The organism is Novosphingopyxis sp. YJ-S2-01 (assembly GCF_016093175.1).
Taxonomy (GTDB): Bacteria; Pseudomonadota; Alphaproteobacteria; order Sphingomonadales; family Sphingomonadaceae; genus Novosphingopyxis; species Novosphingopyxis iocasae.
The window spans coordinates 1399863-1424902 of sequence record NZ_JAEDAI010000001.1; the positions used below are offsets into that span (position 1 = coordinate 1399863).

The following is a 25040-nucleotide window of genomic DNA, read 5'->3' on the forward strand; positions in this document are numbered from 1 at the left end:
GCCGCACCTTAGGGCCCGTCCGCCGCGCGTCAACGGCGTTCGGCCATACCCTTTTTTCGAAAAGACGAAACGAGTCCTTGCGCAGACGGCCCGAATTTGGTGCAATTGCGGCCAAGCCGCCCGCGGCGCATGGGATGCCGCATGCAGGAGAAAGAGAAACGATGAGCGATCTGGAAACATTCCGCGCCGAAACGCGCGCCTGGCTGGAAGAAAACTGCCCGCCGGAAATGCGCCAGCCGATGAAGGATGAAAAAGACGCCTGCTGGGGCGGGCGCAACTGGACCTTCAAGAACGAAGCGCAGAAGCAATGGCTGGAAGCGATGGCGGGCCGCGGCTGGACCGTGCCGGACTGGCCGAAGGAATATGGCGGCGGCGGGCTTTCCGCAGCTGAGACCAAGATCCTGCGGCAGGAAATGGCGCGGATCAATGCGCGCAACCCGCTGAACAGCTTTGGCATCTCCATGCTCGGGCCCGCCATGCTGCATTTCGGCACCGAAGAGCAGAAGCGCCATTATCTGCCCCCGATCGCGCGCGGCGAGATTCGCTGGTGTCAGGGCTATTCGGAGCCGGGCAGCGGATCGGATCTCGTGTCTCTCCAGACCTATGGTGAGGATAAGGGCGATCACTGGGTGGTGAACGGCCAGAAGATCTGGACCAGCTATGCCGATCAGGCGGACTGGATTTTCTGCCTGGTGCGCACCGACAAGGAGAACAAATACCAAGGCATCAGCTTCCTGCTGTTCGACATGGAATCGGACGGCGTCTCGACCAAGCCGATCAAGCTGATCAGCGGAAACAGCCCGTTCTGCGAGACCTTCTTCGACGATGTGAAGGTGCCCAAGGATCAGATCGTCGGCGAGGTGAACCGCGGCTGGGATGTCGCCAAATATCTGCTGGGCCATGAGCGCGAGATGATCTCCGGCACCGGCGGCGGAGACCGGGCCGGCTCGCTCGGCGCGGCGCTGGTGGACACCGTCGGCAAGGACGATGGCGGCCGGCTCGACGATCCGATGCTGCGCGCAGAACTGGCGCGCTTCGATGTCGACGCGCTGGCCTTCACCGCGATGTCCGAGCGCTTCGTCGATGAGATGAAGGCAGGCAAGGGCCATCCCGCGCAGCCGAACATGCTGAAATATGCGGGCACCGAACTGAACAAGCGCCGCCATGCACTGATCATGGAAGCGGGCGGATCGGACGCACTGGAATGGGAAAGCGAGCGTTCCAGCGAAGGCGTGCGCCCGCGGGCCTGGCTGCGCACCAAGGCCAACAGCATCGAAGGCGGCACGAGCGAGATCATGCTGAACGTGGTCGCCAAGCGCATTCTGGAGCTGCCGGGAGCATAGGCGCTTTCCCTTCGGCTCCACGTCATCGCGAGGAGCCGAAGGCGAGTAACCCGCTCCTGAGCGACTTCTGCAAGCAGTCAGCCGGGCAATTCAGAGCGAGCGCAGCACGGCAACTGCCCTGGATTGCTTCGCTTCGCTCGCAATGACGACATTTTATGAGGACACCCAATGCCACTTTATCTCAATGAAGATCAGGCGATGCTGCAGGACAGCGCGCGCCCGTTCATGGCCGAGCAGGCCCCCGTCGCCCATCTGCGCAAGTTCCGCGACATGGATTGCAAGGACGGTTTCAGCCACGATCTGTGGAAGCAGTTCGGTGAAATGGGTTTCACCGGCATTCTGGCGAGCGAAGACGATGGCGGGCTCGGCATGGGCCATGTCGAGGCAGGTGTCGTGCTGGAGGAGATCGGCCGCAATCTGACGCCGTCGCCCTTCCTCACCACATCGGTTGCGGGCGTGACCGCACTGAACGAGGCCGCCGCGTCGCTGCGCGAGAAATATCTGCCCGGCATCATCGGCGGCGAAACGGTGCTGGCGCTGGCGATCGATGAAAGCGCCAAGCATAGGCCCGAGCGGATCGCGATGAAGGCGGAGCGGTCCGGCAACGGCTTCAAGCTCTCGGGCAAGAAGCAGTTCGTGGTGCAGGGCGGCAGCGCCGATGCCCTGATCGTCGCTGCGCGCACCGGCGGATCGGCGGGCGAAACCGACGGGCTGACACTGTTCGCGGTCGACAAGAATGCGGCGAACATGAGCATGGAAAGTGCGCGCCTGCTCGACAGCGCGATGGCCGCGCATATCGAGTTCGACGGCGTCGAGGTGACCGCCGATGCGGTGGTCGGCGAGGTCGATCAGGGCTGGAGCGTGCTGAAGAAAGTGCTCGCCGCCACCCGCGTCGGTTCGGCGTCGGAGATGATCGGCGTTGGTTCGGGCGCGATGGACATGACAGTCGACTATCTGAAGGAGCGCAAGCAGTTCGGCCGCCTGATCGGCGAATTCCAGGCGCTCCAGCACCGTGCGGCGCATCTCTATAGCGAGATGGAAATCGCGCGTGCTGCGGTGCTCAAAGCGCAGCAATTGCTGGACGAAGGATCGGACGATGCCGAACTCTGGGTCTCCATCGCCAAGGCCAAAGCGGGCGCCACCAGCGACCTTGCGGTGCGCGAGGGCGTGCAGATGCATGGCGGCATGGGCATGACCGACGAATATGACATCGGCCTCTACATGAAACGCGACCGCGCGCTCGCCGAATTCCTGGGCGATGCGAACTACCACGCCAATCGCGTGGCGGAGATGAGCGGCTATTGAGACACCGCCGCGACCACTTCCGCAGCCCTGAGTTTTTCGAAGGGCATTACTCGATCAGGAGCCGTTCTTCGGCAGGCTCAGGACTTACGGATTAAGATATGGCATTGGACCAAGACACTTACGACCAGCTGATTGATACGATCACCCGCTTCGTGACCGAGCGACTGCGCCCGCTCGAGGGGCAGGTAGCCGAAACGGACGAGATTCCGGACGATCTGATCGAAGAGATGAAGGAGCTCGGCCTGTTCGGGCTTTCGATTCCCGAAGAGTTTAGCGGCCTGGGCCTCAACATGACCGAAGAGATCGGCATTGCCATCGCGATGGGGCACACCTCGCCCGCCATGCGTTCGACCTTCGGCACCAATATCGGCATCGGCAGCCAGGGCCTTGTCATGGCGGGTACGGACGAGCAGAAAGCGAAGTGGCTGCCGAAGATCGCGAGCGGTGAGATCATCACCAGTTTCGCGCTCACCGAGCCCAGCGCCGGATCGGACGCCGCTTCGGTCAAGACCAAGGCGGATTATGACGAGGCGAAGGGCGTCTATCGCCTGAACGGATCGAAGCGCTACATCACCAATGCCGACAAGGCGGATCTGTTCACGGTCATGGCCCGCACGGGCGGGGAGGGCGCGCGGGGCGTCACCGCTTTCCTGGTGCCCCGCGATCTGCCGGGTCTCAGCGTCGGGCAGCCCGAGCGCAAGATGGGCCAGCAGGGCGCGCATGTCTGCGACGTCAATTTCGACGATGTCGAAGTGCCCGCCGAAAATCGCCTCGGCGCGGAAGGTGAAGGCTTCAAGGTGGCGATGCGGGTGCTCGATCGCGGACGCCTCCATATCAGCGGCGTCTGCGTCGGCGCGGCCGAGCGGCTGATCGAAGACATGGTCGGCTATGCCGGCGAGCGCGAACAGTTCGGCAAGCCGCTCAGCGACTTCCAGATGATCCAGGCGCAGATTGCCGACAGCAAGGCCGAATGCATGGCGGCGCGCGCGCTGGTCGAGCAGACGGCGAAGAAGCGCGATGCGGGCGAGAACATCACGATGGACTGCGCGGCGACCAAATTGATCGCCAGCGAAATGGTGGGCCGCGTCGCGGACCGGGCGGTGCAGGTCTATGGCGGCGCGGGCTATATCGCCGATTACGGCGTGGAACGCTTCTACCGCGACGTGCGCCTGTTCCGCATCTACGAAGGCACCAGCGAAATCCAGCGCAGCATCATCGCACGCGAGGTGATGAAGGCGGGGGGCTAGGCCTGTCGCCGCATAAAAGTCATCGTCATTGCGAGGAGCGCAGCGACGAAGCAATCCAGAGCGGTTGCAGCGCTGCGATTGCTCTGGATCGCTGCGTCGCCCTTCGGGCTCCTCGCGAAGACATAAGCCAATAGGAGAGACCCAGATGGATACACCGAAACTATTTTCGCTCGAGGGCCGTACGGCGCTCGTCACCGGCGGATCGCGCGGCATCGGTCGCATGATCGTGGAAGGCCTGCTCGGCGCGGGCTGCGCAAAGGTTTATATCAGCGCGCGCAAGGCCGATCAGCTCGCCGAGGCGTCGGAAGCGCTGGGCGACAAGGTGGTCGCCATTCAGGGTGATGTCAGCACCGTCGACGGCTGCCGCGCCCTCGCCAAAGAGTTGTCGGAGCGTGAGGACAAGCTCGACATTCTGGTGAACAATGCCGGGGCCGCCTGGGGTGCGCCGTTCGAGGAGTTCCCGGAAGAAGGCTGGGACAAGGCGATGGACGTGAACGTGAAGGGCCCGTTCTACCTCACACAGGCGCTTTACGGGCTACTGAAAGCAGCAGGATCCGCGGACCAACCGGCCAAAGTGATCAACATCGGATCGATCGATGGGCGCAAGCTGAACCCGTGGGAAACCTACAGCTATCATGCTTCCAAGGCGGCGATCCTGCATCTGACCAAGCGCATGGCCGCGCGTCTGATCCGCGACAATATTGTGGTGACGGCGATCGCCCCCGGCGCCTTCCAATCGGACATGAACAAGGCCGCGCGCGATCATGGCGATGCGGTAGCCAAGAACATCCCGTCCAAGCGCATCGGATCGGCTGAGGATATGGCGGGCGCCGCGGTGTTCCTGGCGAGCCGGGCAGGCGATTATGTGGTCGGGTCCACCCTGACCGTGGACGGCGGCATCGTTGACGCGGGGCTTCCGGGTAACAGCATCGACGCGGGTTGAACGACAAAGCGGGGCGGGCACGGAACGGCTTCGCCCCGCCTTCCGTTGTCGGGTGGAAGAAAGGAATTCCATCATGGCAGACGAAGATCCGAACATGACCGAGGAGCTGGAAGGCTTCGACGAGACACAGCGCGCCGAAATCCTTGAGACCGAGGGGCGCAATCCCAAGCGCGGCGCGATCGTCGATGATCTCACGCCCGATCGGGGGCAGTCGATCACAGAGGGTGAAGCGCGCGAAGAGGAGCTTCACGCAATTGCCGACACGCCCGACCAGCGTATTGTGGATGCGCTCGACGACGAGAACGCTGGGGAGGGCCGGTCATGAGCGGCGGCGGTTACGGCAATCACGATAAGGACGGCAAGCCGTCTGCACCCGAAGGCCCGGTTCACGGCAACAAGCCCAACAAGCCACAGGGCAATGACGGAGCGAGCGACACACAGTCGCAAACCAGCCCGGATGCCTACCCCGACAGCGACGGTGGAAAGCCCGATTACGGGAGTCCGAAGCGTAAGAAGGACGATTGATTGCATCGGCAGCTTGCAGTTTTGGCAAGCAATGATCGCATGACTGCAATTGTATTTGTTGCGCGACGGCGTAATTAAGCTTCAACGCCGGCCACGGTGCTGGCGATCCTTCGTGCGGGGGCTTTCCTCTCCTCCTCCCCCCGTTCCCGCCGAAGTGATTAGGAGACGGTCCCTGAGCTTGCCGCTCGGGGGCCGTTTCTTTTTGAGGCCGCTGCCGATGGACTGCTGCCATCCAGGTGGGATGCGGAGCACTGCAGCGTCTGATCTCGACGCAAAAAAGGCGCGCCGTTACAGCGCGCCTTTGTTTTTCACGATCTGCTGGGTTCAGCCGACGGCGAATTCGCTGTTCAGCGTATGCTCCAGCGTGATTTCGCAATCGAGCAGCTTGGACAGCGGGCAATTTTCCTTTGCGCCTTTCGCGATTTTCGCGAATTCCTCTTCCTCGATATCGGCGATCTGAGCCGTCAGCGTCAGTTCGGACTTGGAGACCTTGAAGCCATCGCCATCTTTTTCCAACGTAACGACCGATTTGGTATCAAGCACGCCGTCCTCATAGCCCGCATCGTTGAGCGCGAAAGAAAGGGCCATGGTGAAGCAGCTGGCATGCGCACCGGCAATCAGCTCTTCGGGATTGGTGCCCGGAGCATCTTCGAAACGGGTGTTGAAACCATAGGGTTGATTTTCGAGCGCGCCGGACTGGGTGGACACGTGGCCCTTGCCGTCTTTGCCGAGACCTTCGTAACGGGCGGTACCCCAATTGGTGGTTGCCATGATGAATGTTCCTTTTTGCAAAATTGCGGAAATGTAGCAGTTCGCAAAAGGGCCAGTTCAGCCGTAGCTGAACCAGGCAATGAGCAGAGCCAAAGCCGAAGGTGGAGCGCTCAGCGTCAGAAAGCGGGTGGTCATCCGGCCTATCGTCATCGCGCCCATCCTGTCCTAGCGAAATGCAGGGTTCGGATGGCCAACCGATGATGGGGCGAAGCGGTTCCGCGCGTTTATCGAACCGTCGTCGATCGTGGCGGGCGCGCTACAGTCCGTCGGAGGGGCGGGCGCTTTCGCGATTCGGCGCAGCGGATGCGGTATTGCTCGACGGCGAATTCTTGCGCGCTGCGATATCCATGATGCGCCGCTCGGTCTCGGCAACGGGGTCTGGTTGCGTTCTCACCGGTTCAGGCTCCGACGGCGCCTCAGCATAGCGAGGCCGCTCGGTACGGATATAGCCGGGCAGCAGGTTCTTCGGGCCGTCGGCATTCTCGCCAGTTGTCGCAGGCTTGGGTTTTGGTTTCGCTTTCGCCCGTGCGGGTGGATCGATGAAGGCGTAATCATCCAGATTCGCACCGGCGGACTCGCCGTAATAATCGTCGATCGATTCAAACCGGATGCGATGATCCGGCCGGGCGGCTTCATAGGGTTCGATCTTGCGCGCGCCGCTCACCGTAGGGTTGGCGATACGCTTTTCGCCGGGTTGATAGGGGGCATAGCGCGTGTCGACCGCGTAATCTTCCTGCCGATAGACATCACGGCCCAGGGCATAGCGTTCGGTCGCCGTCCGATCATCTCGGTAGCTGCGCGAGGCGAATGGACCTCCCAGAAGCTCGGCACCGAGCAGCCCTGCCAACATGGCGAAGACCAGAAGGCCGCTGATAATGGCGATACGCTTGGCCATGACGCCCTAAGTCTATCCGTTATAGCTTAACGGATAAAGACCTGCGCGACCGAAGGGTTTCCAGCGCCGATCAAGCCTTGCCGATATCCTTCACAGTGCCGGCAAATTCCTCGAAATCGCGCGCTTCGGTGAAATCCTTGTAGACCGAGGCGAAGCGAATATAGGCCACACTGTCGAGCTGGCGCAGCCCGTCCATCACCATCTGGCCGATCTTCTGCGAGGCGACTTCGCTATCCCCGCTGGTTTCGAGCTGGCGCTGAATACCGGAGACGAGCTGATCGATCCGCTCCTGCGCCACGCTGCGTTTGCGGCAGGCGAGGGCGATCGATTTTTCCAGCTTGGACCTGTCGAAGCTTTCGCGCCGCCCTTCGCTCTTCACGATGGTGACTTCGCGCAGGTGAATGCGTTCGAACGTGGTGAAGCGCGCGCCGCAGCTCTCGCACTGCCGCCGCCGCCGGATCGCCGCCCCATCCTCGCTGGGGCGGCTGTCCTTCACTTGGCTGTTGTCATGGGCGCAGAACGGGCAGCGCATATTCGGAAAGCTTTCTTCTCAGCCCGAACGGTGTTTTGGAAATTACTGTTCGCCGTAGATCGGGAAGCGATCGCAAAGCGCCTCGACGCGGCGCTTCACGTCTGCTTCCACCGCGGGATCGCCTTCCTCGCCCTTGGCTTTCAGGCCATCGAGCACATCCGCGACCATTTCGCCGATCTCCTGGAACTCGGCCTTGCCGAAGCCGCGGGTCGTGCCGGCGGGCGAGCCCACGCGGATGCCGCTGGTCTTGGTCGGCGGCAGCGGATCGAAGGGGATGCCATTCTTGTTGCAGGTGATGGAGGCGCGCTCCAGCGCCTCGTCCGCATCCTTGCCGGTCACGCCGAGCGGGCGCAGGTCGATGAGCGCGAGATGCGTGTCGGTACCGCCCGAGACGATGTCAGCTCCCCGATCCTTCAGGCGCTGGGCGAGGGCCTGCGCATTCTCGATTACCGCGGCGGAATAGCTGCGGAATTCGGGCTGCAGCGCTTCGCCGAACGCCACCGCCTTGGCTGCGATCACATGCATCAGCGGGCCGCCCTGCAGGCCGGGGAACACCGCGCTGTTGAACTTTTTGCCCAGCGCCTCGTCGTTCGAAAGGATCATGCCGCCGCGGGGGCCACGCAGCGTCTTATGCGTGGTGGTGGTGACCACATGCGCGTGCGGCAGCGGGGAGGGGTGCAGGCCGGTGGCGACCAGCCCGGCAAAATGCGCCATATCCACTTGGAAATAAGCGCCCACTTCGTCCGCGATCTGACGGAAGCGCTTGAAATCTATATGGCGCGGATAGGCCGAGCCGCCCGCGATGATGAGCTTCGGCTTATGCTCCTTGGCCAGCCGCTCGACCTCATCATAATCGATCAGGTGATCGTCCTCGCGCACGCCATATTGCACGGCGTTGAACCATTTGCCCGACATGGCAGGCGCGGCGCCGTGGGTAAGGTGGCCGCCGGCATCCAGGCTCATGCCAAGGATGGTATCGCCCGGCTGCACGAGCGCGAGCAGCACTGCGCCGTTCGCCTGCGCGCCTGAATGGGGCTGCACGTTCACATAGGCGCAGTCGAACAGCATCTTTGCGCGGTCCATCGCCAGCTTTTCAACCGAATCGGACGGCGCACAGCCCTGGTAATAGCGCTTGCCGGGATAGCCTTCGGCATATTTGTTGGTGAAGACGGACCCTTGCGCTTCCAGCACCGCCTCGCTGACGATGTTTTCGGACGCGATCAGTTCGATCTGCTTCTTCTGACGGCGCAATTCGGCGGAAACCGCCTCGGCCACCGCATGATCGGCGCGCACGAGCGGGGTCGAGAAAAAGCCGGTGCGGCGGACGTCGCGTTCGATGACAGTGCTCATGATGCGGTCTCCAGATGCGGGGGATTGGTCAGCTTGTCGACGCGGCGCTGATGCCGATCGCCAAGGAAATCGGTGGTGAGAAAAGCTTCGAGACAAGCCTTGGCCTGTTCGATGCCGATCAGGCGCGCGCCCATGGCGATGACGTTCGCGTCATTGTGCGAGCGCGACAGTTCCGCCGAGAGCGGCTCGGAAACGAGCGCGCTGCGGCAGCCAGGGTTGCGGTTGACCGCGATCGAGATGCCGATACCCGATCCGCACAGGGCAACGCCGCGTTCCGCCGCGCCGGACGCCACCGCCTCGGCCAGCTTGTAGCCGTAATCGGGGTAGTCGACGCTGCTTGCGTCCATCGGCCCGAGATCGTCCACGTCATGCCCGGCTTCGCGCATCATATCGGCGAGCGCGGCCTTCATCTCGATGGCGGCATGGTCGGACGCGATGGCGATACGCATGGGCGGCTCCTGCTGTGGGGACTCGCCCGCTCCTCTAGCGATGGGGGCGGCCCGCGCCAACCCGGATGTGGCGTGCGCGTGCCAGACGCGCTAGAGCAAGGCCATGGGGAATATTGTTTTATCGCTTCTGATGATCGCCGGAATCGCGCTGCTGGCCGGTGCCTGGATGCTGCACAAGCGCGGCGGCGAGCGGCGCCGCATCATCTTGATGGTGATCGCCGCGCTCGTGATGTTCGGCAATGTGGCGATCTGGGCGATCCCCACCGGCAGCGGAGAATCGCTGGCGGGCGAGGCGGATACCGTGGATCGCAGTCCACAGCCCTGAGCTTGTCGAAGGGCGTCTATCCTGCAAACCCTGAGCTTGATCGAAAAACGTCCTTCGACAGGCTCAGGACTTACGGCATTAGTCGGACCGGTCAGTCCCTCACTTGATCGGCGAGTTCGGGTCCAGACGCATGTCGAGATAATTGTCGACCGACGCCATCAGCGCTTCCTGTTCGCCGTCATAAAGGAAGTTGGCGCGCGGAATTTCGTCGTGATGGATCGTGATGTGCTTTTGCGTGCGCAGCTTGTCGACCAGCTTCTGCACGCCGCTGGGGGTCACGATATCGTCTTCCTTGCCCTGAATGATGATGCCCGAGCTGGGGCAGGGGGCCAGGAAGCTGAAATCATACATATTGGCGGGCGGGCTGATCGAGATGAAACCGCGGATTTCCGGGCGGCGCATCAAGAGCTGCATGCCGATCCAGGCCCCGAAGCTGTGGCCCGCGATCCAGGTGGTCTGCGCTTCTTCATGGAAGCTCTGCACCCAGTCCAGCGCGGCGGCGGCGTCGGACAGTTCGCCGATGCCGTTGTCGAATTCGCCCTGGCTGCGCCCGACGCCGCGGAAGTTGAAGCGCAGGGTGAGGAACCCGCGCTGCTTGAACGTCTTGAACAGGTTCTGGGTGATACGCTCGTTCATCGTCCCGCCCGCTTTGGGGTGGGAATGAAGGATCATGGCGACGGGCGCGCGCGGGCGCGGGGCGGGGGAAAGACGACCCTCGAGCCGACCTTCAGGTCCGGGAATAATAACTTCGGGCATGGGAGAAACAGTCCGCTAACATGAGGGCGGCACGTCCGGACGGACGGCGCGGCAATTGACTGGCTATATAGAAAAAGCCACGCGAACTGCAATAATGATGGACATCGAGATGACCGAGGCGCCGCTTTATCTGGATCATGCCGCGACCACGCCGGTGCTGCCGGCGGTGCGCGCGGCGATGGCGGAGGCGATGGAGCAGTGGGCGAATCCCAGCTCGCCCCATGCGCCGGGCCGCGCTGCCGGGCGCATGCTGGAAGATGCGCGCGCACGCATCGCCGCCGCGCTCGGCTGGGACGGCGAAGTGATCCTGACCAGCGGGGCCAGCGAAGCGATCGGTATCGCGCTTGGTCGCGCGGCGCGTTCGGTACACGCAATCGGCGCGACCGAACATGACGCGGTGCTGCGCGCCGCCCCTCAGGCAGACATGCTGCCGGTGGGCGCAGACGGGATCGTCGATTTCGACCATTTAAGCGAATATCTGGCGCATCGGCCCAATGGCATCATTGCGTTGCAGCAGGCAAACAACGAAACCGGCGTCATCCAGCCGCTGGACGATGTGGCGCAGATCGCGCGCCTCAACGAATGCCGCCTGTTTGCGGATTGCTCGCAGAGCGCAGGAAAGATGCCGCTGCCTGACGCCGACTTGATCGCGGTGTCGGCGCACAAGCTGGGCGGACCGCCGGGCATCGGCGCGTTGCTGCTGCGCGATCTTTCGCTGCTCACGCCCAGCGGCGGGCAGGAAAAGGGCTATCGCGGTGGGACGCAAAATCTGCCCGCTGCGGTTGGGTTCGCGGTGGCGCTGGAGCAGGAGTTCGGCTGGTTGGAAGAGGCGGTCCGGCTGCGCGCGATGCTCGACAACGAAATTGCCGGGGCGGGCGGCGAGGTGGTTGCGGCGGATAGCCACCGGCTGCCGACCATCGCAAGCTATCGCATGCCCGGCAAATCCAGCCAGGCGCAGCTGGTGCGCTTCGACATGGCGGGCATCGCGGTTTCGGCAGGCAGCGCCTGTTCGTCCGGCACAATCAAGCCGAGCCATGTGCTTACGGCGATGGGCTGGGATGCGCAGGCCGCGGGCGAGGTGGTGCGCGTCAGCTTCGGCCCGCAGACGAGCGAGGCTGATGTCGAGCGCTTCGTGAGAGCGTGGAGGGTGATGACGGGATGACGCGAAACCCTTCCTCAAAAACCGTAAGTCCTGAGCTTGTCGAAGGACGTTTCTCGCAGGCAGGGCGGGGCGAATTCGAGAGGCGCCCTTCGACAGGCTCAGGGCTACGGACTGTGTCTGGGGTCCGATTATGACCCATCCGATTTATCTCGATTATCAGGCGACGACACCGATGGCGCCGGAAGCGGCGGAAGCCATGCGCCGCTGGATCGAAGCGGGCTTCTGGAACCCGCACAGCGCGCATCGCGGCGGACGGCAGGCGGCGGCGGCGGTGGAGGTCGCGCGCGGCCAGGTCGCGGCGCTGATGCCGGACGGCGGGCGCACCGTCTTCACCAGCGGGGCGACTGAGGCGATCAACATGGCGCTGATCGGCGCGATGCGCGCTGCGCCGCCTGGACGCCGCAAGCTGGTGACCATCGCGACCGAACATGCCGCGGTGCGCGACACCGCTTTCTGGCTGGAGCGCGAAGGATTCGACCTCGTCCTCTTGCCGGTGGACGCCGAAGGGATCGTGGACCGCAAGGCTGCGCGCGCCGCGATCGACGACAGCAGCGCGATCGTCGCCGTGATGGCGGTGAATAATGAGATCGGCGTGATCCAGCCACTCGATGAACTGGCGGCCCTGGCGCATGATGCGGGCGCGCTGTTCTTTTGCGATGCGGTGCAGGCGTATGGGCGCGTATCGTTGCCGGGTGGCGCGGACATGATCGCGGTCAGCGCGCACAAGGTGCATGGGCCGAAGGGTATCGGCGCACTTTGGCTGCGCGAGGGAGTGGAGATTCCGCCGCTTTTGCACGGCGGCGGTCAGGAGCAGGGGCTGCGCTCCGGTACGCTCTCACCAGCCTTATGCGCGGGCTTCGGCGCCGCGGCGCAACTGATGGCGGAGCGGGCTGACGAGGACGCGGACCATGTCCAAGCGCTCTGGAAAACGGCGCGAGAAGCCTTTTCGGGGTGGACGCTCAACGGGTCGGCGGCGCGACGCTATCACGGAAATCTCAACATCCGGCGCGAGGGGCTGGATGTCGCGCGGCTGATGTCGGATGTGCGCGGCGTGCTCTTTTCCGCCGGATCGGCCTGCGCCAGTGGTTCGGGCCGTCCGAGCCATGTGCTGGCGGCTTTGGGCCTTGCCGATCCGCAAATCAAAAGCTCCATCCGCCTCGGTTTCGGTCGGTACAGCACTGCAAAAGAACTGAAAGCCGCAGCGGACTTGATCAACCGCGCCGCCGAGGCGCAATAGGGGCCCCATGGTGAAAGTGACTTTTCTTTCGAGCGACGGCGAAACCCAGAATGACGTTGAGGGCGCTCCCGGTGACAATCTGCTACGACTGGCGCAAGCGAATGGCCAGCCGCTGGAAGGAACCTGCGAGGGGCAGATGGCCTGTTCGACCTGCCACGTCATCGTCGACGCGGACTGGTTCGATCGCCTGCCGCCCGCCAGCGATGAGGAAGAGGACATGCTCGATCTCGCCGCCGGAGCCCGCCGCACCAGTCGCCTCAGTTGCCAGATCGATCTGACGGAAGATCTGGACGGCCTCATCGTCCGCATCCCCGCCGAAAGCCGCAATATGCAGGGCGTCTGACGGAGCTTCTGATGCCGCCACGCGGTAGGCCCCGCCCCCGATGGAGCGCCGGACGTCGACGAACTTCACATTCTAAGAGTTGCCCGAAATAACTGCCGTTATCGCGAAGCTTGATATCATGGCTATGTTTCGCCATATGCCCGCACGGGAGTCGGGCGGACGTGGCATTCGCCAACCCGGTCAGGTCCTGACGGAAGCAGCCGTAACGATATTCGCTGCGGGTCGTCCGGCTCCTACTTTCCACATTTTTCTGATCGATGGCTGCGGCATTCTGCTGCGAGCGCAATAGCGCACTCGCCATTCGACAGCGCTGGCGCACCTCCCTACATTGGCCCCGATGCCTGATTCCGAAGACCTCGACCTGACGCCGCGCGAACCCGACATGCCGGAGGATGCCCTCGGGCTGGGTCTGGCCGAGCCGGACTTGCCGGCCCCCGCGGCGCCCGCACCGGTGGAGGCGGACCCCGCCTATCGCGTCCTCGCGCGCAAATATCGTCCGCAAAGCTTCGATGCGCTCATCGGTCAGGACGCGATGGTCCAGACGTTGGCGAACGCGATCAAACGCGACCGACTGGCCCACGCCTTCCTGATGACCGGCGTGCGCGGGGTGGGCAAGACCTCCACCGCGCGGTTGATCGCCAAGGCGCTGAATTGCATCGGCCCGGATGGGGAGGGCGGCCCGACGATCCACCCCTGCGGGGTCTGCGAGCCGTGCCGCGCCATCGCCGAGGGGCGCCATATCGACGTGATCGAGATGGACGCCGCCAGCCATACCGGCGTCGACGACGTGCGCGAGATCATCGAGGCGGTGCGCTACGCCGCGGTTTCCGCGCGCTACAAGATCTACATCATCGACGAAGTTCACATGCTGTCCAAGAACGCGTTCAACGCGCTTCTGAAGACGCTTGAGGAGCCGCCGGCGCATGTGAAATTCCTGTTCGCGACCACCGAGGTGCAGAAGGTGCCGGTGACGGTGCTTTCGCGTTGTCAGCGTTTCGATCTGAAGCGCATTCCAGCGGATCTTCTGGCGCGTCATTTTGCGCGAATCGCGACCATGGAAGGCGCGCAGGCTGAGCCGGAGGCGATCACGCTGGTCGCCCACGCCGCCGAAGGATCGGTTCGCGACGGCCTCTCCATTCTCGATCAGGCCATCGCCCATGCCGACATGGAAGGTGACGGCACGGTTACCGCGGCACAGGTGCGCGATATGCTGGGCCTCAGCGATCGCGGCGCAATCCGGCGGCTGCTCGGGCTGCTTCTGGGCGGTGACGTTCCCGCCATGCTGGCTGCCGTGAAGGAACAGCACAGTCTGGGCGTCGAGCCGCTGGCGATCCTGTCCGGACTGCTTTCGGAGATTCACAGCGTCACGCTGACCAAGGCGGGCGGCGCGCCCGATCCGGCTCTGTCGGATGAGGCGCGCGCGGCGCTGTCCGGTTGGGCGGAAAAACTCTCTTTTCCCGTTCTGCACCGCCTGTGGCAGCTTTTGCTGAAAGGCCATGACGAGGTGCGCGGCGCTGCTATGCCCATGCAAGCGTGCGAAATGGCGCTGCTGCGCATCATGCACGCCGCGACGCTGCCCGATCCGGGCGATCTCGCGCGGATGATCGCGCAGGGCGGCGAGGATCAGCCCACCGCTGTCAGTGCATCTGCACCCGAAGGGCCGCCGGCAGATGCTCCGGCTGCGGCGGCATCTGTTATTCCGAGCGATTTTGCCGCTCTGATCGACCTCGTCGAGACCGAGCGTCCGCTGGTTGCTGCGATCATGAGCGACGCGATGCGTCTCGTTCGCTACGCGCCCCCGGAACTGATCTATCAGCCCGCGGGCCGCCTGCCCTCGGGTTTCGAGAACGACGTTCGCGATGTGCTCTACAAATTGACCGGTGAACGCTGGACGGTTGAAGAAGGGGAGGGCGAGGCCCAACTCACCGCGCGCGAGGTCGAAGAGAAACGGGCCGAGGAGGAGCGTGCAGCCCTGCTGGCGTCCCCCTTGGTCAAAGCCGCGCTGGAAGCCTTTCCGGACGCGAGAATTTTGGATGATGGAGCGGACAGTGATCCGCAGCAACGGAGCGCAAGCGCATGAAAGACATGGAATCGATGATCAAGGCCGCTCAGGAGGCGGCGCAGAACATCCAGAAGCAGATGGAAGAATCGCAGGGCAAGCTCGAAAATATCGAGGTTGAGGGCGTTGCCGGCGGGGGCCTCGTCAAGGTCCGCGCGACCGCCAAGGGATCGATCCGCGGGGTGTCCATTGACGACAGCCTGATGCAGCCGGGCGAAAAGCAGATGCTCGAAGATCTGGTCGCCGCTGCCATCAACGATGCGCGCGACAAGGCGGATGCCGCTGCGCAAAAGGAAATGGGCGACATGACCGCGGGTCTGCCGCTTCCCCCGGGCTTCAAGCTGCCGTTCTGAGCCGCGGTTGAAGGGCAGGGCGCTGCCCACCATATATCAGGGGTAACGCCGCGTGGGAGTTCGCGGCGTGTTGGAGTATTTATGAGCCAGTCTTTGCCGTTGTTGCCGCTGCGCGACATCGTTGTTTTTCCCGGAATGATCGTGCCGCTGTTCGTCGGCCGCGACAAATCCGTCGTCGCGCTGGAAAAGGCGATGGAGAAGGACAAGGAAATCGTCCTCATCGCCCAGCTTGATCCTTCGGAAAACGATCCGGGCAGAGAAGATCTGTACGAAATGGGCGTCACGGCCACCATCATGCAGCTTCTGAAGCTGCCAGACGGCACCGTGCGTGTGCTCGTCGAGGGCAAGCAGCGCGTGACGCTGGAATCGATGGAAGAGCGCGACGGATATTGCGCAGTCGAGGTCGGCTTTCCCGAAGAGCCTGCCGTGGAAGGCAAGGAAATCGATGCGCTGATGCGCTCGGTGCTCGACCAGTTCGAAAATTATTCCAAGCTCAACCGCAAGCTTCCCGCGGAGACCGCGGTGCAGCTGAGCGAGATTGAGGATGCCTCGGCGCTGGCCGATGCGATTGCGGCAAATATCAACATCAAGGTTGCCGACAAGCAGTCTCTGCTAGTCGAGGCTGATCCGGCCAAGCGGCTGGAGATGGCGTTTGCCTTCATGGAGGGTGAACTCGGCGTGCTGCAGGTCGAGAAAAAGATCCGTGGACGCGTGAAGCGCCAGATGGAGAAGACGCAGCGCGAATATTATCTGAACGAGCAGCTGAAGGCGATCCAGCGGGAGCTGGGTTCGGAGGATGGCGAGGAAGGCGATGAGATTGCCGAACTCACCTCCAAGATCGAAAAGCTGAAGCTCTCCAAGGAAGCCAAGGCCAAGGCGCAGTCCGAGCTTAAAAAGCTGAAGGGCATGCAGCCGATGAGCGCCGAGGCCACGGTCGTGCGCAACTATCTCGACACGCTGCTCGGCCTGCCTTGGGGCAAGAAATCGCGTCTTAAGAAGGACATCGCGCAGGCGCAGGAAGTTCTCGATGACGATCACTATGCGCTGGAAAAGGTGAAGGACCGGATCGTCGAATATCTCGCGGTTCAGGCGCGCACTAACAAGCTGAAGGGGCCGATCCTGTGTCTCGTCGGTCCTCCGGGCGTCGGCAAAACGTCGCTCGGGCGCTCCATCGCAAAGGCCTGCGGGCGCGAATTCGTGCGCCAATCGCTAGGCGGCGTACGCGACGAGGCTGAAATTCGCGGCCATCGGCGTACCTATATCGGCAGCCTGCCGGGCAAGGTCGTCTCCAACCTCAAAAAGGCGGGCACGATGAACCCGCTGTTCCTGCTGGATGAGATTGACAAGCTGGGCCAGGACTTCCGCGGCGATCCCGCTTCGGCGCTGCTTGAAGTGCTCGATCCAGAACAGAACGGAAAGTTCAACGATCACTATCTGGAGATCGACGTCGATCTTTCGGACGTGATGTTCGTGACCACCGCGAACAGCATGAACCTGCCGCAGCCGCTGCTAGACCGGATGGAGATCATCCGCCTCGAGGGCTATACCGAGGACGAAAAGGTCGAGATCGCCAAGCGGCACCTGATCGACAAGCAGCGCGAGGCGCACGGCCTGACCGAGGCCGAGTTCACGCTGACCGAAGAGGCCTTGCGCGACCTTATCCGCTATTACACCCGCGAAGCTGGTGTGCGTACGCTGGAGCGGGAGATTGCCAGACTGCAACGCAAGGCGCTGCGCGGAATTCTCGAGAAGAAATATGAGAGCATCACGGTAACGCCGGACAATCTCTCCGACTTTGCGGGTGTGCGGAAATATCGCCACGGCATCGGTGAGAAGGAAAATCAGATCGGTGCGGTGACCGGTTTGGCCTGGACCGAAGTGGGCGGCCAATTGCTTTCGATCGAGGCGATCACCGCGGCCGGCAAGGGGCAGATCAAATCGACGGGCAAGCTTGGCGATGTGATGAACGAATCCATCGCAGCCGCGCTCAGCTTCGTGAAGGCGCGCGCGCCTAGCTACGGCATCAAGCCTAGCATTTTCGCGCGCAAGGACGTGCATATCCATCTGCCCGAAGGTGCGGTGCCGAAAGACGGCCCGTCGGCCGGTGTCGGTATGGTGACCGCGATGATTTCCACACTGACCGGCATTCCGGTGCGGCGCGAGGTTGCGATGACGGGCGAGGTGACGCTGCGCGGGCGGGTGCTGCCGATCGGCGGGCTGAAGGAGAAGCTTCTCGCTGCGCTTCGCGGCGGCATCACCAAGGTGCTGATCCCGGAGGAGAATGAGAAGGACCTCGCCGACATCCCCGACAACATCAAGGAAGGACTGGAAATCGTGCCCGTCTCTCATGTCGACGAGGTGCTGGCGCATGCTTTGACCGAGAAGCTGGAGCCGATCGACTGGACCGAGGCGGACGAGCTTGCCGCACTGTCGCCTTCTATCGTTCAAGGCGAGCAGGGGCTGCCGCTGACCCATTAGCGGCCGGTCGGTATTCCAGCTTACTTATGTTGTATGAGGCGCCTTAGTGCCGTGACTTTTGTTGCGGCACTGCACCAAAAAGCCCGGAAAAGCGGGATTTTCCTTTGACACTTCCGCGTCGCTGCTCCTAACTCCGGCCCACGGCCAAGCCGAGATTCCAGTAGGTAGGAATCAGAGAGTAGTTAGAAGAGGGGCTTCAGATAATGAACAAGCAAGATCTTGTGAACCAGGTGGCAGACAGCAGCGGTCTTAGCAAATCCGATGCGAGCAAGGCGGTTGAATCGGTGTTCGACACCATTACCTCCACGCTGAAGAGCGGCGGTGACGTCCGCCTCGTCGGGTTCGGCACCTTTTCGGTTTCGCAGCGCAAGGCCTCGACCGGCCGCAATCCGCGTACGGGTGAGCCCATGACCATTCCGGCGTCCACGCAGCCTAAGTTCAAGGCTGGCAAGGCGCTGAAAGACGCGGTCAACTGAACTAAGGCGAGGGCTTTCACGCCCTGGCGATATTTAGATCAGCCTGGATATGCGGGCTGGTGAGAAAGGGTGGCCGAGTGGCCGCCCTTTTTTTGTCTTCGTTCGATGAAATGACGCCGAGCGTCGTCGTTTCCCGAGGTGGCAAAATGAAAATGGCGGCGATCGCAAGTGAGCAACCGCCGCCGTTTCAAATCTTACCTACAGGCCCGGCATTTAACCGGGACTGGCCTTAGTTCACGACATCCATTTCCTCGACCAGGTTCGTGGCACCGTCGACCAAGGACATCACCCAGAGCATGTAGCGGGAATCGACATGGATCGTTCGCGTGGTGCGGGGATCGAAATCCCAGTCCGAGTTGACGCTTTCGAACGTGCCATCGAACAGCAGGCCGACCAGTTCGCCGCGCGCGTTCATCGTGGCAGAGCCCGAATTGCCGCCCGTGGAATCGAGATCAGAGAGGAAGTTCACGGGAACCGAATCGATGCTTTCCAGCTCATATGGGCCGTATTTCTCGGCGCGGATCAGTTCCAACTCGCGCTCAGGCGCATTGAACGGTTCTTCGCCGGTATTCTTCGCCACGATGCCTTCCAGCGTCGTGAACGGCGTATAGACCAGCCCGTCCTTGGGCGAGCCGCCCAGCACCGTGCCGTAGGTAACGCGCAGGGTGCTGTTGGCGTCCGGATAGGTGATCTTCCCGTTCTCACGCTGCCAGGCGATGATCGCGTCCATATAAGCGGGGCGCAGCGCCAGGCCGCGGCCCGCGCGGTCCTTGGACTCCGCTTCCTGCTCGCGGTCATGCGGGTAAAGTGCGACGGCAAGCTGCAGGAATGGATCCTTGCTCGCCTCGATCTGCGCAGCGTTGGCATCCATCAGCGCCAGACGCTGCTCGGTCTGGTCCAGCGTGCTGTTGGCGTAATAGGCGTCGAGCTTCCGGCTCAATTGCGCGTCGGTCATGTTCGGGGTGAGGCCCAGGGCCTTGTCGAACGCCGCGACGTGCTGCGCCTGCGGCTGCTGGATATAGTCCTTCAGGAACATCATCCATTCGGCCTTGTCGACCGCGGGGTCATAGCGCCGGTCAAGCGCCTGCAGACCTTGCTTGAAGAAGGTCATGTCGCGTTCCTGATAGCCGGATTCGCGCTCCGCGTTCGGTTTCTCCTTTTCCTTGGCAAGCCGGTAGAGCCGCTCTGCCGTGCCAAGAAGCTGGGAATTGGTCGCAAAATTGTACCAGAAGTCCTGACGCGCGGCGGCTGCAGATTCGGCCGTCAACGCATCGAGTGCCGTAAGATCCGCGGCATAATGCGCACGCGACGGATCGGCGGCGATCCAGGCGTTCAGCGCGTCCTCCCGCTCACGGCGGCGCTGGACGAGGCCTACGCTGCGCGCGCCGGCAATCTGGCCGCGCAGGTTCTTCTCGTAATTGTTGAGACCGGCGAGCCGCGCTTCATATTTCACGCGGGCGTCCGAACCGTCGGGTGCTGCGTTCTCGATCGTGTCGATCCAGTTGTTCAGCAGCGTGACATAGGTCGGATACTGCCAGTCGAAGGTGTTCTCTACCTCGGCGAGGCGCGCATAGCGGCTGGTTGAGCCCGGATAGCCCGCAGCCATCACGAAATCACCTTCCTTGAGGCCGCCGGCGCTCACCTTCAGATGATGCTCGGGCTTATAGGGCACATTCGTTTCGGCATAGTCGGCGGCCGAACCGTCGGGCGCGACATAGGCACGGTAAAAACCGAAATCGCCGGTGTGGCGCGGCCACTGCCAGTTATCGACATCGCCGCCATATTTGCCGATCGCATCGCCCGGCGCGTAGACGAGGCGCACGTCGCGAATTTCGAGGCGCTTGATGAGCTTGTACTGGTCGCCGCCGTAAAAGCTGGCGACCTGGCAGCGATAGCCGGGTGTCTGCTCGCATTCGGCGACCAGATCCTTCATGCGCTGGTCGACCAGCGCATAGCGCTCTCCGCCAGAAAGATTTTCCGTGCCCTTGGTCACAGGCTCAGTGACGTCCGTCAGCTCGGTGGTGACATAGATGCGGCTGCCGGGCGCGGCGGGCACTTCCTCGCCCATCGTTTTGGCGAGGAAGCCGTCTTCCAGATAATTCTGCTCCGCGGTGGAGTTATACTGCACCGATCCGCGCACACAGTGGTGGTTGGAGACCACAAGACCTTGCGGAGAAACGAAGCTGGCCGAGCAACCGCCGAGCGATACGATCGCGCCCATCGGGAAACCGGTGAGGTCGGCCAGCTCGTCCGCGTCCAGCTTGAGGCCGGTTTCCTTCAGATCATCTGCGATTTCGGGCAGCTGATCGGGCGTGAACATGCCCTCCTTGGCGGCGGCCGGCATGGCCGCAAGGCTGCTGCCGAGCAACAACGCTGCCGCGAACATCTTGGTTGGTTTCATAAGAGCTCCCTCTCCCTATCGGGTGGCGAATGAATTGGATCGCCAAGGGGATAGCTGGAACGCCGCAGGGCGCAAGGCCGCAACGGCGCGGAGCGCCGCGGTCGCATTATCCAATCATTTCGTAGCACCCGTCCGGCACCCGCATTGCGCAAGAATGATATATTATTTCATGTCTTGCGCGGCCCCTCACTACGCCGCGGCGAGTCCCGGATCCACCCCGGTCATTTCAATCGAAACATCCCAGAGCTGCCGCGCCGTTTCATTGTCGCAGGCCCGTTTGGTCGGTATCGCTTTGCCCGCCTTGCCGCGCATCTCGAGAGGGCCGGTGGGGCCATAATAGTCGCCTCCGCTCACATGGCGCTCGGTTGCCGCCATTAGCGTGGGCCAGGCACCCTGTTCGGCGCTGTTGAAGACGCCGCCGACGACCGTGCCGAAAGCTTTCTGAAGAAAATTGGGCATGTGGCGCGTCAGTTCGGTATCGGCGACACCCGGATGAGCGGCAACCGAGATGGTGCGCCGCCCTGCCGCCGCCAGCCGCCGGTCGAGCTCCAGCGCGAACATCAGATCGGCAAGCTTGGACTGGCCGTAGCGTTTCCAGGAATCGTACCGCTGCTCCGCGTTCAGATCGTCGAAATTGATCCGCCCGCGCCGGTGGGCGATGCTGGAGGTGGTCACAACGCGGCCGCCATGGCGTTGTTCGAGCTTGTCCAGCAGCAGACCGGTCAGCGCGAAGGGCGCGAGGTAATTCACCCCGAATTGCGATTCAAAGCCATCCTCCGTCCGCGAAAGCGGCGTGTTCATGATGCCGGCATTGTTGATCAGAAGATCGAGCCGCGGTTCTTCTTTCACCTTGTCCGCTGCCGCACGCACGCTGGCGAGGCTGGCCTGATCGAGCGGGACATAAACCAGATCGGCCAGCGGATGGGCCGCCTTGATCTTTCGCATCGCCTGCCGCGCGCGCTCCTCTGACCGGCAGCCCATCAGCACGCGGGCATGTTTGGTGGCCAGCACGCGTGCGACGTGGAAGCCGATGCCGGAGTTGGCACCCGTCACGAATGCGGTCTTCCCGCTCTGGTCGGGCACTTGGGTTTCTGTAAATCCGCTCATGCGTCTGGCTCCGGGTCTGTTCCTTGCCCGGACAGCGCGCAGCGGCGGATAAGGTTTCAGCCGGTCCGCTGCGCTCCGGCAGCGCGCACCGCCTCGATCGTGGGATAACCGTTCACCGCCATCAGCAGATCCGCCTCGGCCAGGATACAGCGCAGGACATGTTCCGCGCCCTCTGCACCGCCCAGCGCCAGCCCGTAATAATAGGGACGCCCCACGCCCACGGCCGTCGCGCCCAAGGCAAGGGCCTTTACCACATCGGTGCCGGATCGGATGCCGCTGTCAAATAGCACGGGCGTATCGCCGCTCGCCGCGACCACATCGGGCAGCATGTCGATTGCCGCGATGCCGCCATTGGCCTGCCGCCCGCCATGGTTGGAGCAGTAAATGCCGTCCGCGCCCTCGTCGATCGCGCGGCGCGCGTCGTCGCCGTGGCAGATGCCCTTGAGGACGATCGGCAGCTTGGTCAGCGAGCGCAGCCACCTCATATCGTCCCAGGTCAGCACCTTGCCGAAGGTGGCGGCCCAGGTGGTGATCGCGGTGCGCGGATCTTCCTCGGGCGGCTTGGCGAGGCGCGAGCGGAAGACCGGATCGGTGAAATAGTTCTGCAGGACATGGCCGCGCAGCTGCGGGAAGTTGGACGCGTTCAGATCGCGCGGGCGCCATCCGGTCACCCAGGTATCGAGCGTCACCTGGATCGCGCTATATCCTGCCTTCTCGGCGCGGCTGACGAGGCTGGCGGCCAGCTCCTCATCCTTGGGCGTGTAGAGCTGGAAGAAGGACGGCGTGTCGCCGCAGGCCTTTGCGATGTCCTCCAGCGGATCGTTGGCGAGGGTAGAGCTGCTGAACGGCACGCCGGTTGCCGCGGACGCGCGTGCGGCGGCAAGATCGCCATGCTCGTCCTGCGTGGCGATGCCGTTGACGCCGATCGGTGCCATGAAGAGCGGGGAGGGGAGCGTCTTGCCGAACAGTTCGATCGACAGATCGCGCTGGCGGCAATCCTTCATCATGCGCGGCACCATGCCCCAATGGTCGAACGCGCTGCGGTTGCGCTCCTGCGTCAGCTCGTCCCCGCAGCCGCCCTGCACATAGTTTAGGACATGCGGGGGCATGGCCTGTTCGGCGCGGGCTTTCAGCGTGGCGTAATCGACCGGATATTTCGGCACCACGCCGCCAAGCCCGGCGAAATAGATTGCGTTTTGCAGGTCACCATAATGGGGCATCCGGACTCTCCTCTAACAACCGCGTCGCTTCGCTTCGCTCGCAATGATGGTGATTCCTACTTCCGCGCGTTCGCGCTGGCCTCACGGATTTTCTTGAATTCTGATCCGTCCTTCCAGCCGGGCCAGCGGTCCGACTGGGCAAGATCTTCGCCGATCGCGTACATCACTTCGATATCCTGCACCGCACCGGCGAGGTTCCAAGCGTCCGACACCGCGTCGCAGGCCTGATGGTAGCAGCGACCGGTATAGTCATCGACCCAGGCTTGCCCGGCTTCCTTGCCGCCCTTCACCAGATCGCTCGCGCCCGAAATGCCCATGATGAGCAGCACCGGCACGCCGCGCTTGGCGAGCGAGAAGTGGTCCGCGCGGTAGAACAGGCCGCGTTCGGGGAGGCTTTCGGGCGTCACCGTGCGCCCCTGTTCGGCCGCGAATTTCGCCAGATCGTCCTCCAGCGTGCCCTGACCCTTGCCGACCAGGATGACGTCCTTCGCCTTGCCCGCCGTCTGCAGGATATCGAGCGTCAGGTTCGCGACCGTCTTTTCGATCGGATAGATCGGATCATTGGCGTAGGTTTCGGAGCCGAGAAGGCCGCGCTCTTCCGCGCTCCACGCGGCGAACACCACGCTGCGCTCGGGCGGGGTGTCCGCCTTCATCAGCCGCGCGATTTCCATCATCCCGGCGATGCCCAGAGCATCGTCATTGGCGCCCGCGCGGTAGATGCGGCCCTGTTCGTCGGGCGCGCCCTTGCCATAGGCATCCCAGTGCGCGCCGTACATGATGACCTCATCGGGCCGCTCCGTGCCCGGAATCTTGGCCAGCACATTCTGGCTCTGCACGGTTTCCTGTTTGACGGGGAAGCGGGCCGTCAGCGTGGCGTCCATCGGCACCGGCTCGAAAGCGGCGGTGCGCGCCTGCTTGCGCAACTTGGCAAGATCGAGCCCGGCCTCGGAAAACAGCTTCTGCGCCGCCTCGCCGGAAATCCAGCCCTGAAGCGCCAGGCTGGTCACATCATCGGGCTTGCGCACGATGTCGTAATTCTCGCCGCCGGGGCTCTCGACGACGTTCCAGCCATAGCCCGCCGCCTCGGTTTCGTGCACGATCAGCGCGCCGACCGCGCCGCGCCGGGCCGCTTCCTCGAACTTGTAGGTCCAGCGCCCATAATAGGTCATCGTGCGGCCCTTGAACTTGCCGGCCACCGGCTCGCCAGCCTGCGCGGCGAAATCCGGATCGTTGACCAGGAAGACGGCAACCTTTCCCTTCAGGTCCTGACCTTTGAAATCATCCCACTGCCGCTCGGGCGCATCGACGCCGTAGCCGACGAAGACCATCGGCGCGCCGTCGATAGCGGCCATGTCTTTCGGCTGAAGCGTGGAGACGTAGATGTCTTTCGGAAAGGTCCAATCGGTCGTCTTGCCCTTCACGTCGACCGACAGAGCTTCCGGCGTGCCGAGCTGCGTGTGAAGCAGTGGCACCGGCTGGGTCCAGCTCCCGTCCACGCCGCCCGGCTCCAGACCCAGCGCCTGAAAGCGGCCGATCAGATAGCCGATCGTCTTGTCCTCGCCCGGCGTACCCGGCGCGCGGCCTTCGAACTGATCGGACGCCAGCGTGCCTGCAATCTCGGTCAGGTTCGCAGCGCTGACTTCGTTCGGATCGGCGGTCTGCGCCAGCGCCGGGGCGGTGGCGGCGCTTGCCAGAAGGGCGATGGTGCAGGCGATGGCTCTCATAAGGGCGCTCCGATGAGGGATAGCAGAAGGGGCCACCTT

General features: G+C 63.1%; 24 protein-coding genes and 1 other RNA gene. 15 read left to right on the plus strand and 10 right to left on the minus strand.

The features are described from left to right. Positions 1-161: 161 nt before the first annotated feature. The 6 genes from I6A82_RS06755 to I6A82_RS06780 all read left to right on the plus strand — a co-directional run bounded on the left by I6A82_RS06755 (position 162) and on the right by I6A82_RS06780 (position 5363). A complete protein-coding gene (locus tag I6A82_RS06755; RefSeq protein WP_198094236.1) occupies positions 162-1343 on the plus strand; it encodes an acyl-CoA dehydrogenase family protein in 1182 nt (393 codons plus the stop codon). Positions 1344-1511: 168 nt separating this feature from the next. Beyond that, a complete protein-coding gene (locus tag I6A82_RS06760; RefSeq protein WP_187335683.1) occupies positions 1512-2648 on the plus strand; it encodes an acyl-CoA dehydrogenase family protein in 1137 nt (378 codons plus the stop codon). Positions 2649-2746: 98 nt separating this feature from the next. After that, complete coding sequence (locus tag I6A82_RS06765) at positions 2747-3895, plus strand: acyl-CoA dehydrogenase family protein (RefSeq protein WP_198094237.1); 1149 nt, start codon at positions 2747-2749, stop codon at positions 3893-3895. Positions 3896-4040: 145 nt separating this feature from the next. After that, positions 4041-4838, plus strand: a complete 798-nt coding sequence (locus I6A82_RS06770) for an SDR family oxidoreductase (RefSeq protein ID WP_198094238.1) — start codon at positions 4041-4043, stop codon at positions 4836-4838. Positions 4839-4911: 73 nt separating this feature from the next. Beyond that, positions 4912-5163, plus strand: a complete 252-nt coding sequence (locus I6A82_RS06775) for a hypothetical protein (RefSeq protein ID WP_187335686.1) — start codon at positions 4912-4914, stop codon at positions 5161-5163. Continuing rightward, a complete protein-coding gene (locus tag I6A82_RS06780) occupies positions 5160-5363 on the plus strand; it encodes a hypothetical protein (protein WP_198094239.1) in 204 nt (67 codons plus the stop codon). Before I6A82_RS06775 ends, I6A82_RS06780 begins: the two co-directional genes overlap by 4 nt. A gap of 324 nt (positions 5364-5687) precedes the next feature. On the opposite strand, the gene I6A82_RS06785 is transcribed toward I6A82_RS06780, so the two are convergent. From I6A82_RS06785 to rpiB, 5 genes are all read right to left on the minus strand, one after another. Beyond that, on the minus strand, positions 5688-6134 hold the full coding sequence (locus I6A82_RS06785) for an OsmC family protein (RefSeq protein ID WP_198094240.1): 447 nt from the start codon (positions 6132-6134) through the stop codon (positions 5688-5690). 256 nt (positions 6135-6390) lie between these two features. Continuing rightward, a complete protein-coding gene (locus I6A82_RS06790) occupies positions 6391-7029 on the minus strand; it encodes a hypothetical protein (RefSeq protein WP_198094241.1) in 639 nt (212 codons plus the stop codon). A gap of 70 nt (positions 7030-7099) precedes the next feature. After that, positions 7100-7561: a transcriptional regulator NrdR gene (gene nrdR, locus I6A82_RS06795; protein ID WP_198094242.1), complete on the minus strand. Its 462-nt coding sequence runs from the start codon at positions 7559-7561 to the stop codon at positions 7100-7102. 42 nt (positions 7562-7603) lie between these two features. Further along, a complete protein-coding gene (gene glyA / locus I6A82_RS06800; protein ID WP_232343334.1) occupies positions 7604-8911 on the minus strand; it encodes a serine hydroxymethyltransferase in 1308 nt (435 codons plus the stop codon). Further along, positions 8908-9360, minus strand: coding sequence for a ribose 5-phosphate isomerase B (gene rpiB, locus I6A82_RS06805; protein WP_198094243.1), 453 nt, complete (start codon positions 9358-9360; stop codon positions 8908-8910). Before rpiB ends, glyA begins: the two co-directional genes overlap by 4 nt. Before the next feature lie 103 nt (positions 9361-9463). Here rpiB and I6A82_RS06810 point away from each other — a divergent pair, with 103 nt between their 5' ends. After that, the gene (locus tag I6A82_RS06810) at positions 9464-9685 is read left to right on the plus strand and encodes a hypothetical protein (RefSeq protein ID WP_198094244.1); all 222 of its coding nucleotides are present in this window, start codon (positions 9464-9466) and stop codon (positions 9683-9685) included. Between the two features lie 99 nt (positions 9686-9784). On the opposite strand, the gene I6A82_RS06815 is transcribed toward I6A82_RS06810, so the two are convergent. Next, a complete protein-coding gene (locus I6A82_RS06815) occupies positions 9785-10441 on the minus strand; it encodes an alpha/beta hydrolase (RefSeq protein ID WP_198094245.1) in 657 nt (218 codons plus the stop codon). Positions 10442-10550: 109 nt separating this feature from the next. Between I6A82_RS06815 and I6A82_RS06820 the strand changes: the two genes are divergently transcribed. The 8 genes from I6A82_RS06820 to I6A82_RS06855 all read left to right on the plus strand — a co-directional run bounded on the left by I6A82_RS06820 (position 10551) and on the right by I6A82_RS06855 (position 18549). After that, positions 10551-11603: an aminotransferase class V-fold PLP-dependent enzyme gene (locus I6A82_RS06820; protein WP_198095528.1), complete on the plus strand. Its 1053-nt coding sequence runs from the start codon at positions 10551-10553 to the stop codon at positions 11601-11603. 130 nt (positions 11604-11733) lie between these two features. Beyond that, complete coding sequence (locus I6A82_RS06825; protein WP_198094246.1) at positions 11734-12840, plus strand: cysteine desulfurase family protein; 1107 nt, start codon at positions 11734-11736, stop codon at positions 12838-12840. A gap of 7 nt (positions 12841-12847) precedes the next feature. Continuing rightward, positions 12848-13183 (plus strand): 2Fe-2S iron-sulfur cluster-binding protein, encoded by a 336-nt coding sequence (locus I6A82_RS06830; RefSeq protein WP_198094247.1) that lies wholly within the window; start codon positions 12848-12850, stop codon positions 13181-13183. Between the two features lie 144 nt (positions 13184-13327). Next, positions 13328-13423: signal recognition particle sRNA small type (gene ffs, locus I6A82_RS06835), an RNA gene on the plus strand. A 97-nt stretch (positions 13424-13520) separates the two neighbouring features. After that, positions 13521-15263 carry a DNA polymerase III subunit gamma/tau gene (locus I6A82_RS06840; RefSeq protein WP_198094248.1) on the plus strand — a complete coding sequence of 581 codons (1743 nt, stop codon included), beginning with the start codon at positions 13521-13523 and terminating at the stop codon, positions 15261-15263. Continuing rightward, entirely contained in the window at positions 15260-15595 is a 336-nt protein-coding gene (locus tag I6A82_RS06845; RefSeq protein ID WP_187335698.1) for a YbaB/EbfC family nucleoid-associated protein, read from the plus strand. The genes I6A82_RS06840 and I6A82_RS06845 overlap by 4 nt, the downstream gene beginning before the upstream one ends. A gap of 81 nt (positions 15596-15676) precedes the next feature. Beyond that, on the plus strand, positions 15677-18073 hold the full coding sequence (gene lon, locus I6A82_RS06850; protein WP_198094249.1) for an endopeptidase La: 2397 nt from the start codon (positions 15677-15679) through the stop codon (positions 18071-18073). Positions 18074-18276: 203 nt separating this feature from the next. Beyond that, positions 18277-18549 (plus strand): HU family DNA-binding protein, encoded by a 273-nt coding sequence (locus I6A82_RS06855; protein ID WP_187335700.1) that lies wholly within the window; start codon positions 18277-18279, stop codon positions 18547-18549. A gap of 229 nt (positions 18550-18778) precedes the next feature. Here the strand turns inward: I6A82_RS06855 and I6A82_RS06860 are convergent, their stop codons facing one another. The 4 genes from I6A82_RS06860 to I6A82_RS06875 all read right to left on the minus strand — a co-directional run bounded on the left by I6A82_RS06860 (position 18779) and on the right by I6A82_RS06875 (position 25001). Further along, entirely contained in the window at positions 18779-20950 is a 2172-nt protein-coding gene (locus tag I6A82_RS06860) for a S46 family peptidase (RefSeq protein WP_198094250.1), read from the minus strand. Positions 20951-21139: 189 nt separating this feature from the next. Then, positions 21140-22057, minus strand: coding sequence for an oxidoreductase (locus I6A82_RS06865; protein WP_198094251.1), 918 nt, complete (start codon positions 22055-22057; stop codon positions 21140-21142). A gap of 56 nt (positions 22058-22113) precedes the next feature. Beyond that, complete coding sequence (locus I6A82_RS06870) at positions 22114-23277, minus strand: alpha-hydroxy-acid oxidizing protein (protein ID WP_198094252.1); 1164 nt, start codon at positions 23275-23277, stop codon at positions 22114-22116. A gap of 56 nt (positions 23278-23333) precedes the next feature. Next, positions 23334-25001, minus strand: coding sequence for a M28 family metallopeptidase (locus I6A82_RS06875; protein WP_198094253.1), 1668 nt, complete (start codon positions 24999-25001; stop codon positions 23334-23336). Between the last annotated feature and the right edge of the window lie 39 nt (positions 25002-25040).

What these genes read in the sequence shown, in the direction of transcription:
- I6A82_RS06815 (WP_198094245.1), bottom strand. Translation starts at nt 10,441, where the DNA reads ATGCCCGAAGTTATTATTCCCGGACCTGAAGGTCGGCTCGAGGGTCGT.
- I6A82_RS06765 (WP_198094237.1), top strand. Translation starts at nt 2,747, where the DNA reads ATGGCATTGGACCAAGACACTTACGACCAGCTGATTGATACGATCACC.
- I6A82_RS06780 (WP_198094239.1), top strand. Translation starts at nt 5,160, where the DNA reads ATGAGCGGCGGCGGTTACGGCAATCACGATAAGGACGGCAAGCCGTCT.
- I6A82_RS06775 (WP_187335686.1), top strand. Translation starts at nt 4,912, where the DNA reads ATGGCAGACGAAGATCCGAACATGACCGAGGAGCTGGAAGGCTTCGAC.
- I6A82_RS06855 (WP_187335700.1), top strand. Translation starts at nt 18,277, where the DNA reads ATGAACAAGCAAGATCTTGTGAACCAGGTGGCAGACAGCAGCGGTCTT.
- I6A82_RS06825 (WP_198094246.1), top strand. Translation starts at nt 11,734, where the DNA reads ATGACCCATCCGATTTATCTCGATTATCAGGCGACGACACCGATGGCG.
- I6A82_RS06830 (WP_198094247.1), top strand. Translation starts at nt 12,848, where the DNA reads ATGGTGAAAGTGACTTTTCTTTCGAGCGACGGCGAAACCCAGAATGAC.
- I6A82_RS06820 (WP_198095528.1), top strand. Translation starts at nt 10,551, where the DNA reads ATGACCGAGGCGCCGCTTTATCTGGATCATGCCGCGACCACGCCGGTG.
- I6A82_RS06785 (WP_198094240.1), bottom strand. Translation starts at nt 6,134, where the DNA reads ATGGCAACCACCAATTGGGGTACCGCCCGTTACGAAGGTCTCGGCAAA.
- glyA (WP_232343334.1), bottom strand. Translation starts at nt 8,911, where the DNA reads ATGAGCACTGTCATCGAACGCGACGTCCGCCGCACCGGCTTTTTCTCG.
- I6A82_RS06860 (WP_198094250.1), bottom strand. Translation starts at nt 20,950, where the DNA reads ATGAAACCAACCAAGATGTTCGCGGCAGCGTTGTTGCTCGGCAGCAGC.
- I6A82_RS06810 (WP_198094244.1), top strand. Translation starts at nt 9,464, where the DNA reads ATGGGGAATATTGTTTTATCGCTTCTGATGATCGCCGGAATCGCGCTG.
- I6A82_RS06770 (WP_198094238.1), top strand. Translation starts at nt 4,041, where the DNA reads ATGGATACACCGAAACTATTTTCGCTCGAGGGCCGTACGGCGCTCGTC.
- rpiB (WP_198094243.1), bottom strand. Translation starts at nt 9,360, where the DNA reads ATGCGTATCGCCATCGCGTCCGACCATGCCGCCATCGAGATGAAGGCC.
- I6A82_RS06870 (WP_198094252.1), bottom strand. Translation starts at nt 23,277, where the DNA reads ATGCCCCATTATGGTGACCTGCAAAACGCAATCTATTTCGCCGGGCTT.
- I6A82_RS06760 (WP_187335683.1), top strand. Translation starts at nt 1,512, where the DNA reads ATGCCACTTTATCTCAATGAAGATCAGGCGATGCTGCAGGACAGCGCG.
- I6A82_RS06840 (WP_198094248.1), top strand. Translation starts at nt 13,521, where the DNA reads ATGCCTGATTCCGAAGACCTCGACCTGACGCCGCGCGAACCCGACATG.
- lon (WP_198094249.1), top strand. Translation starts at nt 15,677, where the DNA reads ATGAGCCAGTCTTTGCCGTTGTTGCCGCTGCGCGACATCGTTGTTTTT.
- I6A82_RS06755 (WP_198094236.1), top strand. Translation starts at nt 162, where the DNA reads ATGAGCGATCTGGAAACATTCCGCGCCGAAACGCGCGCCTGGCTGGAA.
- nrdR (WP_198094242.1), bottom strand. Translation starts at nt 7,561, where the DNA reads ATGCGCTGCCCGTTCTGCGCCCATGACAACAGCCAAGTGAAGGACAGC.
- I6A82_RS06875 (WP_198094253.1), bottom strand. Translation starts at nt 25,001, where the DNA reads ATGAGAGCCATCGCCTGCACCATCGCCCTTCTGGCAAGCGCCGCCACC.
- I6A82_RS06845 (WP_187335698.1), top strand. Translation starts at nt 15,260, where the DNA reads ATGAAAGACATGGAATCGATGATCAAGGCCGCTCAGGAGGCGGCGCAG.
- I6A82_RS06865 (WP_198094251.1), bottom strand. Translation starts at nt 22,057, where the DNA reads ATGAGCGGATTTACAGAAACCCAAGTGCCCGACCAGAGCGGGAAGACC.
- I6A82_RS06790 (WP_198094241.1), bottom strand. Translation starts at nt 7,029, where the DNA reads ATGGCCAAGCGTATCGCCATTATCAGCGGCCTTCTGGTCTTCGCCATG.